This window comes from Terriglobus roseus DSM 18391 (assembly GCF_000265425.1).
GTDB classification, from domain to species: domain Bacteria; phylum Acidobacteriota; class Terriglobia; order Terriglobales; family Acidobacteriaceae; genus Terriglobus; species Terriglobus roseus.
Genome location: NC_018014.1, coordinates 4,514,761 through 4,531,518, shown reverse-complemented (window position 1 = coordinate 4,531,518; position 16,758 = coordinate 4,514,761). Strand labels below are relative to the sequence as shown.

At 58.7% G+C, this 16,758-nt stretch carries 10 protein-coding genes; 6 read left to right on the top strand and 4 right to left on the bottom strand.

The window, feature by feature from the left end:
* Nucleotides 1–42: 42 nt before the first annotated feature.
* On the bottom strand, nt 43–1,071 hold the full coding sequence (locus tag TERRO_RS18710) for a LacI family DNA-binding transcriptional regulator (protein ID WP_014787275.1): 1,029 nt from the start codon (nt 1,069–1,071) through the stop codon (nt 43–45).
* A gap of 177 nt (nt 1,072–1,248) precedes the next feature.
* Between TERRO_RS18710 and TERRO_RS18705 the strand changes: the two genes are divergently transcribed.
* Together TERRO_RS18705 and TERRO_RS18700 are read left to right on the top strand one after the other, a co-directional pair.
* Nucleotides 1,249–2,733, top strand: coding sequence for a glycoside hydrolase (locus tag TERRO_RS18705; protein WP_014787274.1), 1,485 nt, complete (start codon nt 1,249–1,251; stop codon nt 2,731–2,733).
* Nucleotides 2,734–2,770: 37 nt separating this feature from the next.
* A complete protein-coding gene (locus TERRO_RS18700) occupies nt 2,771–6,274 on the top strand; it encodes a TonB-dependent receptor (protein WP_014787273.1) in 3,504 nt (1,167 codons plus the stop codon).
* Between the two features lie 66 nt (nt 6,275–6,340).
* On the opposite strand, the gene TERRO_RS18695 is transcribed toward TERRO_RS18700, so the two are convergent.
* Nucleotides 6,341–8,458, bottom strand: a complete 2,118-nt coding sequence (locus TERRO_RS18695) for a beta-N-acetylhexosaminidase (RefSeq protein WP_014787272.1) — start codon at nt 8,456–8,458, stop codon at nt 6,341–6,343.
* A 180-nt stretch (nt 8,459–8,638) separates the two neighbouring features.
* Here TERRO_RS18695 and TERRO_RS18690 point away from each other — a divergent pair, with 180 nt between their 5' ends.
* Together TERRO_RS18690 and TERRO_RS18685 are read left to right on the top strand one after the other, a co-directional pair.
* A complete protein-coding gene (locus TERRO_RS18690; RefSeq protein WP_014787271.1) occupies nt 8,639–10,057 on the top strand; it encodes an NCS1 family nucleobase:cation symporter-1 in 1,419 nt (472 codons plus the stop codon).
* 53 nt (nt 10,058–10,110) lie between these two features.
* Nucleotides 10,111–11,337 carry a dipeptidase gene (locus TERRO_RS18685; protein ID WP_014787270.1) on the top strand — a complete coding sequence of 409 codons (1,227 nt, stop codon included), beginning with the start codon at nt 10,111–10,113 and terminating at the stop codon, nt 11,335–11,337.
* 12 nt (nt 11,338–11,349) lie between these two features.
* Here the strand turns inward: TERRO_RS18685 and TERRO_RS18680 are convergent, their stop codons facing one another.
* Both TERRO_RS18680 and TERRO_RS22380 read right to left on the bottom strand, forming a co-directional pair.
* On the bottom strand, nt 11,350–12,717 hold the full coding sequence (locus TERRO_RS18680) for a hypothetical protein (RefSeq protein WP_014787269.1): 1,368 nt from the start codon (nt 12,715–12,717) through the stop codon (nt 11,350–11,352).
* 81 nt (nt 12,718–12,798) lie between these two features.
* The gene (locus TERRO_RS22380) at nt 12,799–14,175 is read right to left on the bottom strand and encodes a hypothetical protein (protein ID WP_014787268.1); all 1,377 of its coding nucleotides are present in this window, start codon (nt 14,173–14,175) and stop codon (nt 12,799–12,801) included.
* Nucleotides 14,176–14,464: 289 nt separating this feature from the next.
* Here TERRO_RS22380 and TERRO_RS18660 point away from each other — a divergent pair, with 289 nt between their 5' ends.
* Both TERRO_RS18660 and TERRO_RS18655 read left to right on the top strand, forming a co-directional pair.
* Nucleotides 14,465–15,919, top strand: a complete 1,455-nt coding sequence (locus TERRO_RS18660; protein ID WP_041592715.1) for an alkaline phosphatase family protein — start codon at nt 14,465–14,467, stop codon at nt 15,917–15,919.
* Entirely contained in the window at nt 15,903–16,757 is an 855-nt protein-coding gene (locus tag TERRO_RS18655) for a hypothetical protein (protein ID WP_014787266.1), read from the top strand. The genes TERRO_RS18660 and TERRO_RS18655 overlap by 17 nt, the downstream gene beginning before the upstream one ends.
* The last annotated feature ends 1 nt before the right edge of the window (nt 16,758 follow it).

Below are 16,758 nucleotides of genomic sequence, written 5' to 3'. Positions count from 1 at the left end.
CTTTCAGGGATTATTTCGGCCACTGTGCCAGAGCGCGACAGCTCAGGCAGTTTCGCCGGCGTAGAAGGTAAAGGGGAGCAAAACCCGCCGCTTCTTCGTTTCAGGGCGTTCGATGGAGTCAATGAGCATTTCAGCAGAGAGCTTTCCGGCCTCGAACGCAGGGATGGTGAACGAGGTTGGGCGGGGCCGAAGCATGGAGATGACGCCGATGTTTCCCCGGCCGACTACTGCAAGATCGTCCGGGATCTTCAGGCCGCGCGCTTCCACGTAATCGTAGAGATGCATCAGTAACTGATCGTCGCCGCAGAAGACGACCGATGGCCTGGCCCGCTTCTCGGCAAACCAGCTGTCAAGAATCTCGTAGGCACGTGCCTGGTCGTAGCCGGTGCAGCCGATATGTCTGTCGGTCAGTTCGAGGCCGGCCTCTGCAAGGCCCTTGCGCAACCCCTTGAGCAGGTGAATGTGTGTGGGGAGATCGCTGGAGCCGCTTAAAAAGGCGATGTGACGATGGCCGCGACCGGCAATGTATTGCGCGGCGGCTTCGCCAAGCGCGGGGTCATCGACACCCACATAGTTCACGTCAGCCCGGCCGTAGTAGGAGTTGACCATGGTGAAGTTGATCTTCGCGCGGTCAAGTTCGCGGATGGTCTCCGCGACATCGCGTGTGAGGCAGAAGCGCGTGTTGATGAAGATCAGGCCGTCGGAGAAGCGGCTTTCAAGGATCTGGTCCCGGGTGAAGCGGCCGGGCTTGCCGGTGGGCGAGTAGATGAGCAGGTTATAGCCACGCTGCATGACCGTGGCCTGGATGCCGCCAAGGACCTGCGCGATGAAGTGGTTGAAGAAGATGGGGTCCTTCAGCGGAACCATCAAGCCGATCAGCCGGGTTCTGCGCTCCGTAAGCGCCTTGGCCAGCTCATTGGGGACGTAGCCAAGTTCTTCCGCGATCCGCAGGATCTCTGCACGCTTGGTGGCGCTGACGCGGTTGGTGTCCGGGTTGTTCAGTGCAATCGATGCCGCAGCGATGGAGACGCCGGCGCGCTTCGCAATGTCACCTAGCTTGGGTGCAGCCATAGTATTGAGGAATTCTCCTGGGCCATTTTCTCACCCGCACCCTCTGCGCACGGGCCCGTAACCACGCGGCGAAAGACAATAGGTGAACAGGGAATGACAAATGTCTTGACACTCAAAACACTGACCTCTATGCTTGGCCCATTGTTAACCGTTTAACTAAACAGCAATGAGGGTTTGATGTCGAAGCTGGCTTTCGCGAAGTGGCCTGTTCGGTCCATGGCTTTGGTACTGGCATGTTGCCTAAACGCGACCACTGCGGCTACGTCGCAGCAGCCAGGCGCGTCGTACCGGATCCGCCCGGACAAGCCGCAGCAGGTGATCAAGGGGCTTGGCTTTGAGATTCAGAGCGACAGCATCGGCTCGCTGAATCAGGGCATGCCCGAGGAAGTGGTTGCTGTACCGCATGACCTGATCCCTTCGGAGCGTACGCGTCTTTACAAGGACATGCTGCACGGCTTTCGCTACACGCGTCTTGCCATGGGACTGTATCTCCGCGGGAATGACGCGTCGAAGCAACACATCATCGAGCGCTATCCCGGGCAGATGGACGACCTGCGCGCCATGCAGGATGCCGTTGGCATTGAAGGCTTCGACGTGGAGTACTGGTCGCCGCCGCCCTTCTGGAAAGAGAGCAAGAGCTATTACGGTGGAACACTTGGCGGCAACGATCCCGCATTCTTTAATGCGTTTTCTGATGCACTGGTAGAGGACGTGCGCTACCTGCAGGCACATGGGCTCCATGTGGCGCAGTGGGGTCTTCAGAACGAGCCAGTGTTCGGCATGACACCGCTGGACGGCGACAAGCCGAAGGCAGGCGAGCGTCCGAAGATGCCGTATGCGATCGCGTTCTATAGTCCCGAGGATTACGCAAAGACACTGCACTATGTTGTGCCGAAGCTTCGCAAGCTGTCGCCGCAGCTGCATATTCATGCGAACAGTTGGGATGGCCCGGCGGGTACCTATGCCGCGGAGCTGCGCAAGGATCCTGAGCTGCTGAAGCAGATCGATGCGTGGACGTGGCACCAGGTGGGATCAAACTCCAACGACCAGATCGACCTGCAGGCGAAGTACATGAAGGGTGCCGGCGACAAGCCTGTGTACTCCAATGAGTTTGAGTACCAGCCAGCGGACCTGAAGAAGATTGCATCGCCTTTCATGAACACCGGTCAGTCGATCATGAATTGGATGGTTTTCGAGAACTCGCCGACCTGGTACTGGCTGCATGCGTTGAAGCCGGTCACCAATCTGGAGGGTTCGGGCTATGCGCTCGGCTTCTGGAGGCCGCAGGGTGAGTTGAAGCAGAACCTGCGTCCTGAAATTGAAGCGGGGCACTGGGACTACAACGCGCCGAACTATAACGCGATCGCAGGTTTCCTGAAGTATCTGCCCTGGGACTCCACGCGGCTGACCGTGGACGAGAGTGTGGTGCAGCATGACCAACGCATCCTGGTGTGGCGCAGCAAGACCGGCAAGCTTGGGATCGCACTTTCAAACCGCGGCACGGCACCTTATACGTTTCATCTGTCTGGTATGGCCTCCAGGTCGCTGGAGGGCCACCGCTACACCATCTCCGCGCTCGATCAGTCGCTTGGAAAAGCAAGCGGCCGTTCGATGGACATTACCGTACCACCGCAGTCGTTCGAGTTCTGGGTAGCACCGTAAGTACGGGCACGATTCCAAAACAATTCAGGAGCACCACATGTTGAACTCTTCCAGGCCGTGGTCTGCATTAAGCTTTCGTTCTCTCCGCCCCTCTGTCCGAACTGTGCTGGTTGTTTCCAGCCTTGCCGCTGCGGCCGTCTCGCATGCGCAGCAGGGAACAGGAAACATCATCGGTGTGGTTCGCGACAGCACGGGTTCCGCTGTGGCGGGCGCGACGGTCGATATCCAGGACACCGATCGCAATGCCGTCATCCATCTCACCAGCAACGGCGCAGGCTTTTATAACTCACCGCCGCTTGTGCTTGGCAGCAACTATACGGTTTCAGTGAGCAAGCCGGGCTTCGCATCGTCGACGGTGACAGGGATTGCCGTTACGGTTGGCAGTCGTGTGGAAGCAAATCTGGAACTGAAGGTCGGCTCTGCGGAGGCGTCTATTACTGTTGAGGCATCGCAGGCCTCGCTCGACACGACCAGCGGAACGCTTGGTGTGTTGATCGGTGAGAAGTCGATTGAAGACCTGCCGTTGAATGGCCGCAACACGATTGCGCTTGCGACGCTGACTCCTGGTGTGCGCATTACCACCACGGTGGCTCAGGGCGGATTCGCAAACCGCGGCACGAACCTTTCGGCTATCTCCATCAACGGTTCACCGACTGGCTCCAACTCGTACATCCTCGATGGACAGAACAATCTGGCTGCGACCACGGGCGAGATCGCGATCAACCCGACCGTCGATGCGATTCAAGAGTTTAAGGTGCAGAGCGGCATCTTCTCCGCTCAGTATGGCTTCACGTTGGGCGGTGTGGTGAATCTTGTCAGCCGCTCCGGTACATCGAAGTTCCACGGTACCGCGTACGAGTTCTGGCGCAACGATATTTTGAATGCTCGCAATGCCTTTGCAACTGCGAGCGTGAGCAAGCCTGTGCTGCGGTACAACCAGTTCGGTGGATCGCTTGGCGGACCTGTCTACAAGGATCGCGCGTTCGCCTTTGGTAATTACGAAGAGTATCGCTTCATCCAGGGCACTCCGCAGTTCTTGAGCGTGCCTACAGCAGCGCAGCGGGCCGGTGATTTCTCGGGTCTGCGCGATTCCACGGGCAAGCCGATTCAGCTCTACAACCCGTTCAGCACTGTGGTTACGGGAACGATCGCGCGTCGTACGCCCTATGCCAACAACCAGATCACCAACATCGATCCTGTTGCGCAGGCGTACCAGAATGCCTTCTATCCGCTGCCAAATGTCACGCCGACGAATGCTTTCACCAACACGAATAATTTCCTGTTTGTGCAGCGCGGTGTCAGCAACATGCGCCAGGCTTTGGGACGGCTGGACTATCGCGTGACGGAGAAGGACGCGTTGCTGATTCGCTTCGCTTACTTCAACCAGTTCACCAATGGCGGACAGTCTGGTGGCACGTACTATCCGAATCCGATCGTTGCGAATCGGTATGACAACTACAACATCAAGAGCGCGATTGTTGGACTTACCCATACCTTCTCGTCCACGCTGATCAATGATCTGCGCTTCTCGATGACGCGGCAGGAACTGCCCTTCGCAGCGGCGAGTGCCGGGCTGAATATTCCGCAGCAGCTTGGTCTTCCTGCAAATGTGCCGAACTTTGCTATCCCCATCGTTGGTAATGGTCTGCCCGCAGCGAACCAGCAGATTGGATATCGCGCCTATACGAATCCGCAGATCACCGACACCGTGACGAAGGTTCTTGGGCGACATGCACTGACCTTCGGCACGGATCTTCGTTTCAATGTCGGCGCGAATCTGCAGCGCAATGCTCCCTCCGGCAACTTCTCGTTCGCTGCAGCGCTGACGACGGATCCGTCGGGCGCGGCGGCTCCTGCAGGTGGCGTCAACAGCGGCAACACGTACGCGACGTTTCTTTCGGGTGCGGTGAGTTCCGCTACGATCGCAACCAATCTGGGACAGGCCGACCGTGCCTTCAGCACGTCGTTCTTCCTGCAGGATGACTGGCAGGCGACCAGCCGGCTTACCTTCAATCTGGGCCTGCGCTATGACTACCAGCAGCAGCCGTATGAGCAGAACAACGGATACAGCAACTTCGATCCGACTGCGTCGAGCGGTGGCTTTACCGGCGCCACCTACTATGCCGCAACGAATGATTTGGGCCGTAACTTCCTGCGTGAGAACTATCGTGACTTCGGTCCCCGCGTCGGATTCGCGCTTCGCCTGACAGAAGACGGCAAGACCGTTGTGCGTGGCGGCTTTGGCATCTACTACGCGAACACCTTCAGTTCGGTTTATACCGGCATCACGAACGGATTCGCGACTACCTCCACCACTTACAACCCTGCTGGCAACGACACGCGGCTCGCGGCTTTCCAGTTCAAGAATGGCTTCCCGTATGCGCCAACGCAGCCGCTCGGCGCCGCACTGGGACCGCTCGGTTTCCTTGGCCAGGCTGCTGCCTACCAGCCAAGCAACGCGAAGACTCCGTCGTCGCAGCAGTACACGCTTAGCCTGCAGCGCGAACTGCCTTACAGCATTGTGGTTCAGGCGAGCTATGTGGGTAACCACGGCGTGCACATCGTCGCTGGTAACTACAACATGAACCAGCTTGATCCCAAGTACTTCTCGCTGGGCCGTGCGGCACTGACGGCGACTGTTGCCAACCCCAATGCTGGTAAGATCCCCGGCTCGCTGGGTTCTGCAACGATCACGCGCCAGCAGTCGCTGCTGCCGCTGCCTGCATACGGCACGGTTACTGTCACGTATCCGCATGACGGCATGTTGATCGCGCACTACCTTGAACTTACGGCGCAACGTCAGGCGAGCAAGGGCCTCACGGTTCTGTTTGGATACACGATGGGCAAGCTGATGAGCAATGGCGTTCAGTCCGCACTTAGCTACATCAACGGTATCTCCGGCTTCAGCACCAGCGGTTATCAGAACGTCTACAACCGAAGTGCGGAATACGGTCTGGATCCCTCGGATGTCTCGCAGCGAGGCACGCTTAGCCTGCTCTACAACCTGCCCTTCGGTCGCGGTCAGAAGTTCGACACACATAACGGCTTCGTCAACCGCGTTGTGGGTGGATTCCAGGTCAATGTTATTGGCGTGATGCAGACCGGCACGCCGCTTACGATCTCCGGCGCGAATGCCTTCACTGCGACACGTCCCAACTACGTGCCCGGTGCGTCGGTCTCCGTGCCGAACCAGACGCGTAACCAGTGGTTCAATACCGCTGCTTTCCAGAACCCTTCGGACTTCACGTACGGCAACGTGCCACGCACTCTGCCGCATGTTCGCGGACCGGGAACGCAGAACTTTGACCTCTCGATCTTCAAGACGACAGAGATCACAGAGCGCCTGAAGTTTCAGATTCGTGCAGAAGCTTTCAACGTGCTGAACCATGTGAACTACGGTCTGCCCAACACCACCTTTACGGCCGGTGCCAACCCAATCAGCGGCGTTGGCGGCGGAGCGAACACGAGCGGCTCGTTCGGTGTCATCACCAATGCTGCGGATCCACGTTCGATCCAGCTGGCCGGCAAACTGATCTTCTAGTGGGCCTCCACACGAAGCTGGGGTAGTGAGGATCTCTCACTACCCCTTTTTTTTGCTTTGAGGAACTTATCGTTGAATCGCGGAAACCAATGCCTCGACCCCAGGCGTGATCGCGAAATTAAGCTCTGCCGTCTGTGCACTGGCCGTCTTCAATGCGGCCAGTTGATTCTTCTTAAAGGTCTCTGCATCCGCAGCGCTCGCGCCCGGATGATTCATACGTTCCAGCGCAGCCAGACCGATCGATGCAACACGGCTCAGGTTCTTCGACAGCGGGACCAACTCAGCCGTTAATGCCGATTGCCCGAGGCCCGGCGCAAGCAGGGTATCGTTGTCACGCCACTGCTCCAGCCACTTCTGTGCGTCTTTCAGATCCTCGGCATTCGCTGAGTGAGACGCGATGCGACCAGCTACCGCACAGAACTCTCGCCCCAGATCGCTCTCGGCAGGGACAACATCGGACAGACGATTCAACGGTGAGAAAGAGTCATAGGTTCTGCTGCCACCTCGCGGGTACCCTCTTGGCGGCTCAACGACACTTGCCAGTACGTTTAATGCGGCAGCGGGAACAGTTGTGGTTAAGCGGTCATAGGCGCTCGCGCGAGCGGCAACATAAGGCACACCAGCGTAGGTGAGCTCCTGCGCGATCGTGTCCAGACGCCTGTACATCGATGCGCTATCGCTTACTTCTCGCGGTGACCAGAGGCGCTCCGCTACCGCCGCAGCACGCGGCCACAGACGCCCGCTAATTGTTTCCGCTGTTACGTACTCTGACCACATCGCGGCCTCACCGCCGAGAATGTTGGCACGCTGCGCTTCCGGTAAGGCGCCTGCCGCATCCGCCAGCGGATCGACCGCGTAGTGACGCGAGGCTGGTTCGTTCAGATCCAGATAATAGCCCCACGACAGTACGGCAGGGTGTCCACTTGCTGCAGACTTCGCGAGGGAGTCCAGCCCGCGCCACGATTGAATCGCAACGCTCTTCGGCGTGTCTGGTTGCAAGACCTCATCCCAGCCCATCATGCGCTTGCCATGCTTCGCAATGAGCTTTTCAACGCGCTGGTCGAAGTAGGTCTGCAACGCTGCAGGATCCTTCATGCCATGCGCATCCATGTACTGCTTCATGCGGGGATTGGTCTTCCATTCGATCATGGCGTCTTCCGCATCGCCGCCAATGTGGAAGTAGATATCCGGGAAGAGGGAACTCATTTCGCCGACGAAGCGATCCAGAAACTTATACGTCGACTCCTGCGTTGGGTCCATCGAGGAATCCTCGGCAGCGTCGCGCGGTCTCTCCCAGGACTGACCGAGCGCATGCTTCAGACGGTATGGCCCCTTGCTGTCACCAAGCTCGGGATAGCCCACGAACCATGAGCTTGCATGGCTCGGCATCTCAAATTCGGGCAGCACGCGGATGCCGCGGTCGCGCGCGTAGGCGACGATGCTGCGCACTTCCTCCTGCGTGTAGAACTGGCCGTCCGATCCCATGCCCTGCAGGCGAGGGAAGACCTTGCTCTCAACGCGAAAGCCCTGGTCATCTGCCAGATGCCAGTGCAGCACGTTCATCTTCACCAGTTCCATGCCATCGAGCGTCTGACGGATCACATCGGGCGTGATGAAGTGCCGTCCGGAATCGATCATCAGGCCGCGCCATGGGAATCGAGGCTTGTCCTCAATCTGCATCGCAGCAATCGCGAACCCCTGCGGCGTGGTGTGGATCAACTGCAGGATCGTCTGCAGTCCGCGCAACGCACCGATAGGGTTGGCAGCGGTGAGCACGATCTTCATCGGCGTCACATCGATCCGGTAAGACTCGTCCTCAGAGACCTGCTGCACGGCCGCACTGGAAGACTTCGTCTCCACCACGATTTGCGGTAGGCCAGAAGCCTGGGGCCACTGAAGAATCCCGGTCTTCCGTCGGAGGTGCTGGAGGAAGCGCATGCGCGCCCGATCGAGACGCGGCTCCTGGTAGCCCGACAGTACCACGTCAAAGCCGCGATCAAAGACGAACTGGCCGGTCCCGGCGGTGACGTGGGAGGGCATGGGCAGAACTGCCAGCGTTGCTTGTTTCGGAAGACTGGGCGGGTTCGGCGAGGCCGTTACAGCGCTTTGCGCCAGCGCGGAAACCAGGGACGACGCCAGGATGACGCCTGCGGAACACCACATCTGCGGTCGATAGGAAAGCAAACGAATCTCCAGTTCTTGCGCCAAAAGTATGGCGGTACGCAAGGCCAATCAGGGTTAAACGATTAACTTGATGATATACGTGGAGCATCAGCATTCAGCTTCACGCGTCCATCGGACAGGCGTTCTCGCCTGCTCCGTGGCCGCACCAGATTCCATCGTCCCCCAGGGAAAAGGTTGGTCATGGTTATAGCGCCTCGCGGTACCGCAGTCCTGCTTGATGCTGATAGCAGTCTTTACAACGAAGACCTTGCGCCCACTGCACCAGCGGGCCGGACCTGGACCACCTATAACTACATGGCGCTGTGGTTCTCCATGTCGATGGAGGTCACGACGTTTATGCTCGCGTCGTCGCTGATTGCTGGCGGCATGAACTGGAAGCAGGCGATCCTGACGATCCTGCTCGGCAACCTGATCGTACTGATTCCGATGGTGCTGAACGCTCATGCCGGCGCCAAGTATGGCATCCCGTTTCCTGTTTTTGTGCGTGCAAGTTTTGGTACACGTGGCGCCAACATTCCGGCGCTGCTGCGCGCGTTTGTTGCTTGCGGTTGGTTCGGTATTCAGTCCTGGATTGGCGGCCAGGCGATCTCCGCCATCATCAATGTCATCTGGCCTTCGACCATCGGCAATGGCGCTGTCATCTGGTTTGCCTTCGGTGGCTTCTGGCTGCTGAACATGATCGTGATCTGGTTCGGTATTGAGTCTATCCGGCATCTGCAGAGCGTCGCCGCACCTTTTCTGCTGACGATGTCCCTCGGCCTCTTTTTCTTCATGGTGCACAAGGCAGGCGGTCTCGGCCCCATTCTTCACGCGCCGAGTCACTTCACGTCGACCAAGGCCTTCTGGGCTTTCTTCTTTCTGTCGCTTACGGGCATGGTTGGGAACTGGGCGACGCTCTCGCTCAATATCCCGGACTTTACGCGGTATGCGAAGTCGCAGGAGTCGCAGATCGTCGGGCAGGCCTTTGGTTTACCGATCGCGATGGTGCTCTACAGTTTCATCGGCATCGCGTGCACCTCTGCTTCTACGGTTATCTTTGGCGAGCCTATCTGGAACCCCATCGTTCTGCTGGGTCACTTCCACCAGCCTGTGCTTGCCTTCCTTGCACTGATCAGCATTCTGATTGCAACGCTCAACGTAAACATCAGCGCGAACGTCGTTGGCCCGTCCAACGACTTCTCCAACGTGGCACCGCGTTACATCAGCTTTCGTACGGGTGGCCTGATCACAGGCCTGCTGGGGCTGGCCGTGCAGCCCTGGAAGCTGATGGCGAGCCACACCAACTACATCGGCTGGCTTGTCAGTTATTCGGGACTGCTGGGGCCTGTCGCCGGCATCATGGTGTCGGATTACATCCTGCTGCGCAAGACGCGTCTCGATCGTGATGCGCTGTACCGTCACGATGGCATCTACGAGTATTCGCGTGGTTTCAATCCGAAGGCGGTGATCGCTCTCATCGCAGGTGTCATGGCCGCCTTGATCGGCGTTGTGGTTCCCGCGCTTCATCCGTTGTATGACTACGCCTGGTTTGTCGGGCTGTTTGTCTCGGGTGGGCTTTACATGCTGTTGATGCGGAATGAGGTTGCATCAACCGTGTGAACGGGGAGGTAAGCCGGACTCCCGTTGCTGGCGTATTGTTTTGCTTGAAGAGAATGATGACGTCCGACGTTCTGAATCGCCGCAATTTCCTGAAGCGTGCCGCCCTTGCTGCTGCTTCGGCCACGCTGCCTGTGCCCGCGCTTGGCGCGACCTCCGCGCGAGCTGCGGCGTTGCACCGAAGTGCGTATGTGTTCGACGGTCACGTGCATGCGCTCGACCGTGAGTTCTATCATGGCGGCAACATCACTGACCGCGTTGCGATTGGCCAATGGGATCTGCCTCGGGCGAAGGAGGGTGGCATCGATGCATTTTTCCTTTCGGTCTATGTGCCGGAGGAGTACTACCCTGGTCGCTACGAGACGAAGCAGGCACTGCGCCGCATCGATCACGCGCTCGATCAGGTGCATAAGGCGAACCCGCAGCTTGGCCTAGCCCTGAATGGTCGCGACCTTGTCCGCCTGCAACAAGAGAACAAGGTCGCCGCAGTACTCGACATCGAAGGCAGCTACGATCTCGATGGCGACCTGGGCGTCCTTCGCTCACTCCATCAGCTTGGGTTGCGTTCTGCGCAGGTCTCCGCGCATAACTGGAACCAGCACTATGCCGATGCCTGCTGTTCCGCCGCGCAGTGGAAAGGGCTGACGCCGCATGGCCGCGATGTGGTGCGGGAGATGAATCGCCTGGGCATGGTGATCAACGTATCGCACTCTGCCGACAGTACGATGGCGCAGGTGATCGATGCCAGCGAACGTCCCGTTATCGCTACCCATCAAGGACTTCGCCAAGTGAATGACATTCCACGCAACATTCCGGATGACCTGTTGAAGAAGCTTGTGGACCGAGGTGGTGTCATCGGTTTTCAGATCGGCAGTGAGTTCGCCTATCCACGTGAGTACACATGGCTCACCGCGCATCGGAAGAAGACTTTCTGGGATACCACCAGCATCCCGGAGCGCACGAAAGGGAAGACGATCTACGAGATCGACGAACTGATGGGGCCGACCTTCCCAATGCTGGGCGCTGATGTGCCGGATGAGGTTGCGATGCACATCGATGACTGGGTTGGCGTCGTAGATCGCGCGATTCAACTGGTTGGTGAAGATGCCGTCGCGCTTGGCAGCGATTTCGACGGCGGCCCAACACTTGCACGCGGCATGCGTGACGTCCGCGATCTGCCCATGATCACCGAAGCCATGCTGCGTCGGGGTTACACCGAGACGCGTATCCGCAAGTTCCTCGGTGGCAATCTACGACGTGCCTTTACCCAGGCGACGGCATAACCGCGACGCGTTCTAGGATTCGAAGCCCCGCCGGTACGGAAGAGCCGGTGGACGCGGTCCTGTTTCAAACAGCGGGCCGTGTGTGGAGCGATAGGTCATGTTCAGGAACGGGGTCTCGATCCGGCGTCCGACTTCGGAGTAGCGCCCGTTCTCCCAGCACGAATCCATGTTGTAGTCCGTGATGCCGGTGGACAAGAGCAACCGCTCGGCGTTGAAGGGCTCCTTCTTTGTGACCATCATCTCGATCAGCCAATGCGAGTGCGCATTGGACGCGTGGTATTGCGAGAACGGACCCGGCCAGCCGAGCATGGAGATGATGGTCGGCGCCTTCTGGCCCGCTATCTCAGCGGCGTAGGTCCAGCCCACATCGGTACCTGCAATCACCGCCGCGTTCGTTCCGTCGTTGTACTCGACGATGCAGACATTCGGGTTCTTTCCTGCCTGGAAGTGGCCCGCCGGCAGATTGAACTTCTTCCGCACGGATTCAAGGAGAGTAGCGGCCCAGGGAGTACGTTCGACCCACTTCCACGTCTCTGATCCGCGAATACATTGGACGGCCTTCACGCCAGTCTCACCGCCCTTGCGGCGATCGACGAACGCCTGCAGCACGTCGATGCAATGGAAGAGCGCACCCTCGTCCGCGGTGCCGCCGATGACGATGGAGTTCTGGATGGGGGTATCGATGGCGAGTTCAACCTCCGGGGTGCGGAAGTAGATTGGGATGGAGGAACCTCCCGTTAGAGGGAACCCGAGTTCGCGCGACTTGTCATACATCCACTTCGCTTCATCCCAGTTGTAGGACAGGTGTTTGTCGTTGAAGACGGGTACGGAGCGCTTGCTCTTCTCAAAGACGTGGACTACCTGCTGGTACATCCACCAGCGAGGCAACAGCCACTGTCCTTTCAGGTTGGTGGGGTAGTTTCCGTGTTCGCCGACAATCACAACACCGTCCACCGCAAGGTCGGTGCCGCCGAGCGTGACAGCTTCTCCCACTGTCTTGAAGATGGGGATGTTGTTTGCTTTGCAGACCTTTTGTCCGAGCAGGCTGGTGTCGAACTGATGCAGGTAGACCGACACAACTTCCACTCTTGAAGGTGTATCGACTCCCTTCCACCAATAGCCGTCCATGAGCTTGTCGATGATCCAGTCTGCGTGTGATCCGGGCGCACCCCAAAAGCTGACCAGGCACGCGATTCGCGGGCGCTTTTGCGGAACTTCCGCGACTGCCCCGAATGCTCTCTCGGTCAAGGTTGCGACGCCGGCCATGCCGACCATCCCGAGGACTTCTCGTCGTGTCAGGAGTGCTTCTGAGGGCGTGACCTGGTTCACTGGGCTTGAGGTCGTCAGGTCGACTGCTGTTTTGGCTTGCTTGTTTGTCATCGTGATTGTGGTTCCACCGACTAGAGGATACCTTCCGTTCCTAACGATGGAGAACGGCCGCTTGCGATGAGATCAATTCACTCAGTCTGCTTCGGATCGGAAGGCGACGAGTGCGATGCGGGAGCTTTCGCCGCCCAGACTGCTGGATCGGATGAGTACCTCAAAGTGAGGGATGGTGCCGTCGCGCCTCTGGATGGACTTTAAAAAGGGCAGCAGATGCGCGTCGTCGAGCAGGAACTCCGATGCAGATTGTGTGCCCGCCATCGTCTCTCCTTCGATGATCAGCACATGCCCCGTGTGTGTCAGGTTGGGGCGATAGGCGACCAGGCCGTAGACGGTGTGATCGGGGTCGGCGGGCAACATCGGGTAGATCGCCTGCTCTTTCGCCAGCGGATGACGATTGACGATTGCGGTCGTTCCCGCGGCAAGATCATTCTGGAAGGTGAAGTTCATGGAATTCTCGAAGAGCTCAACCCATGGGGTGGACTCATGCGTGCCGAGAAGGATTGCGTTTCCCTGCTTCAGGTCGTCCAGGCGCAGATCGCGAGCGTAGCGGACGTCGATGCTCTCCTGCGTGTCAGGCAGTAGATGAGAGACCTTCTGATAGATGGCGCTGTCGACCGCAGGCGTGTAGCGTCGGCTTCCGAGGCGTGAGACTACTTCCGGCCTCTGGTCTGCGGAGGCTACGTCCCGGAGATAGTCGCCGCTGATGTAAGACGCGAGCGTTACGGGACGGTGTGTGAAGTGCTGCAGCATGACGAGTCCGCTGTCTGCTTCGACGAGCGTTATGTGGCCATGACGAGGATCGAGGAAGTCGCTCCATAAGATGTGATGTTTGTGGTGGGGAGGTCCCCAGAGGTGCGCGCCGAGGGTGATCGCCAATGCGACTGCGATCGTGGCTGCGACGGTGAACGCTATTCGCCAGCGGCTGGAGTTGTTGATCGAAACCGCTGCTTGACGGTCCTCGTGCGCATCATTTTGGGTAAAGGGCACCGTTTGCGGGTAGGGGGCTGCGATGAGCTGGGCAGGCTCAACCTGCGGTGTGTCGCCGGCCTCCTCTTCGGTCTCTCGGAGTGGTTGGAGCACGCGCGATTCAAAGCGGGGCACGTAGCTACCCTTGGGCACGGTCAGGATTACCGGCTCATGGAGACCCTCTGTCTCAAAGTATTCGCGCAGGCGCAGGCGGAGTCGGCTGGCATGTGACCGAACAATGCTGTCGATCGCAGAGTCGTAATCCGGGTCTCGTCCGAAGACGGCGCTGCCGATACGCTGCTCGTTGATCCCGCTCTGTCGGCCTTCCTCTGCCTCGGTGCAGATGTAGCGGAGGAAGTGAGAGAGCCGAGGAGACTTTGCGAACGGCATCGAGAGCACGATGCGGCGCAGGAGTTCGCGATCGACCGCTCCCTCCCTAGACAGAGAGTCGGTTGCGTCGCCGGGAGATCGTAACTCCTGCAGCACGTGGGCCCTTCCGTAGTTCCATGATGGCCTTCGACTATTACGGAATCGTAAATCACACGTTGGTCCGGCACATTTAACATGGCTTCGTTGCTCGCAAAGCCACTGAAAGCATGCGGTTTATACGTTTAACAGTCGTATGACGGTGAAATGTCTTACGTTTCTGCTTTGGGTTGCCCTACGCTCCGGACATCAAGACATGCCAAACAAACTTTCAAGACGACTCGGGTATCTGCCCCTAATGCTTTGTCTGTGCAGCAGCGGGTTCGCCCAGCAGAAGCACAACCGCGTGATGCTTATCCTTATCGACGGCCTTCGGCCGGATCAGATCACGCAGGCGAAGATGCCGAACCTGTTCGCGCTACAGCAGACCTCAGTGGTGTTTGCAGATCATCACGCCATCTATCCCACGGTAACGCGCGTGAACGCCTCGACGATTGCCACCGGTAGCTATCCGGACGACCATGGGATTCTCTCGAACATGCTCTATATGCCCGAGACTTCGAAGCAGCCTTTAACGACGGGAGAGTCGCGCAACCTGATCCTTCGCGCCGCCTCGCGTAACGACCATATCCTTGCGAAGCCGTCCCTCAGCGAAATGATGACTGCGGATGGGAAGCACTTTGTCGGTATTACCTCTGGATCTTCCGGTGCAGCTACGTTGCTTGCACCGGAGGCGCGGCACGGCACGGCTACGCTGATCAACGCGGGTTTGGCCGACGGCAAAGTTGTTGCGTACCCGGCAGATGTCGATCGCACGATTCGTGAGCGCTTTGGTGTGCAGCCGGCGCATGAGGGCCTCACCTCTGTGCTGTGGACCCAGAAGGTGTTGCGCGAGTACATCCTGCCTGAGCTGCCGCATGATCTGGTGATCGACTGGATGACGGAGCCGGATAGTGCGCAGCATAAGTATGGCGTGGGATCGCCTCAGGCGGTTGCTGCTCTGAAGGCAGTCGATGCAGAAGTTGGGAAGTTGCTCGCGACGCTGCGTGAACGTGACGAGCTCTCGTCGACCGACATCCTCATTACGGCGGACCACGGCTTCGGCGATATCGCCGGGACGATCGATCTCCGTACGATCTATCGCGAGGCCGGGCTTCAGCCGGATGAAGTGACAGCTTTGAACGACAGTCCGACTTCGTCGTTCTATGTTCACCCGCATGCCGGCGCAGACTTTCAGAAGAAGCTGACATCCCTGACGACGACGATGGCCAGGCGGCAGGATGTGCAGCTTCTTTTTACGCGATCCATGACGGGTAAGGGCTGCAAGGCGGGCGCATCGAAGGGGTCGGTTGCAGGGACCTTTGCTCTGGAGAAGGTTCACCTGTGCACGGGCGACGGCCCCGATCTGGTGGTGAGTATGCGCCCAACGGGGCAGAAGAACGCCTTTGGCGAAGGTGGCAGTGTGCCCATCCTGCAGGACACGGATGCCCCGAATGAGAACGCCGGTGTGCACGGCGGGCTGAACCCGTGGATGGAGCACATTCCGCTGATCTGCATGGGACCTCACTTTCAGGGCACTCGCACGCTGCAGGAGCCTTCCGGCAATATCGACCTGACCGCAACGATGGCGGCTCTGTTGCATGTGCGCATGACGGGGATCCAAGGCCGGAACCTCGCGGTCGATCTGACGCGTACCGGTGCGGTGAGCCACCATCAATACGAGGCGGAAGCGTTCGGCATTCGTCGCTACCTGAACACGACCACTTACATGGGAGAGGAGTATGCCAATGATGGGGAACGCTAAAGCCTATGCGGTTGCGATTCTTGCGGCTTTGCTTGCAGTGATCGCCACTCAGGCTGAGACTGCGCCCGGGTATCGGGAGTTGCGGCGTCTCCCAGCCCAAGAGGCGAGACAGGGCGTCGCGACGGATGCTCGCTTTGTCTATGCCATTGAAGACAGCAAGATTGGCAAGTACGACAAAGTCAGCGGCAAGCGTGTGGCGCTCTTTGAGGGAGATCCAAAGGTCTTCATCCACATGAATAGCTGCTCGGTTCTGGCTGCCGAGCTTGTCTGCGCCATGTCCAACTTTCCAAACCTGCCCATGATCAGTTCTGTGGAGTGGTTCAGCACGGCGACGATGCAGCATGTGCGCACACATAGCTTCGGTCCGACGAGTGGTTCGCTGACCTGGATTGACTGGCACGATGGTGCGTGGTGGGCGTGCTTCGCAAACTATGACAACAGGGGTGGCGATCCAGCACGGAATCACACCGCGACGACACTAGTGAAATTCAACGCTCAGTTTGTTGCAGAGGCATCGTGGTTATTTCCTGAGAATGTGCTCGATAAGTTCGGCCACATGAGCGCATCGGGCGGGCGCTGGGGTCGCGGAGGACTGCTGTACGTTACCGGGCACGATCTGCCGGAGATGTATGTACTGCGTCTTCCCGCTGCCGGTGCTCGCCTGGAGTATGTGAGCACTCTGTCGCTTCCAACGGGAGGGCAGGCCTTCGACTGGGATCGGTCCAAGCCGGGTCATCTGTGGACTGTTGAACGAAAAGAATCCGTCCTGGTGGAGAGTGCCTTGCCCACCGGGAGTCCTGGCAGCGCCGTTACCGGTACGTTGCCACCGCAAAACTAAG

Excerpts from the sequence above, each read along its gene's own strand:
- TERRO_RS18710 (WP_014787275.1), bottom strand. The coding sequence starts at position 1,071 with ATGGCTGCACCCAAGCTAGGTGACATTGCGAAGCGCGCCGGCGTCTCC.
- TERRO_RS18655 (WP_014787266.1), top strand. The coding sequence starts at position 15,903 with ATGATGGGGAACGCTAAAGCCTATGCGGTTGCGATTCTTGCGGCTTTG.
- TERRO_RS18660 (WP_041592715.1), top strand. The coding sequence starts at position 14,465 with ATGCTTATCCTTATCGACGGCCTTCGGCCGGATCAGATCACGCAGGCG.
- TERRO_RS18685 (WP_014787270.1), top strand. The coding sequence starts at position 10,111 with ATGATGACGTCCGACGTTCTGAATCGCCGCAATTTCCTGAAGCGTGCC.
- TERRO_RS18705 (WP_014787274.1), top strand. The coding sequence starts at position 1,249 with ATGTCGAAGCTGGCTTTCGCGAAGTGGCCTGTTCGGTCCATGGCTTTG.
- TERRO_RS18700 (WP_014787273.1), top strand. The coding sequence starts at position 2,771 with ATGTTGAACTCTTCCAGGCCGTGGTCTGCATTAAGCTTTCGTTCTCTC.
- TERRO_RS18680 (WP_014787269.1), bottom strand. The coding sequence starts at position 12,717 with ATGACAAACAAGCAAGCCAAAACAGCAGTCGACCTGACGACCTCAAGC.
- TERRO_RS18690 (WP_014787271.1), top strand. The coding sequence starts at position 8,639 with ATGGTTATAGCGCCTCGCGGTACCGCAGTCCTGCTTGATGCTGATAGC.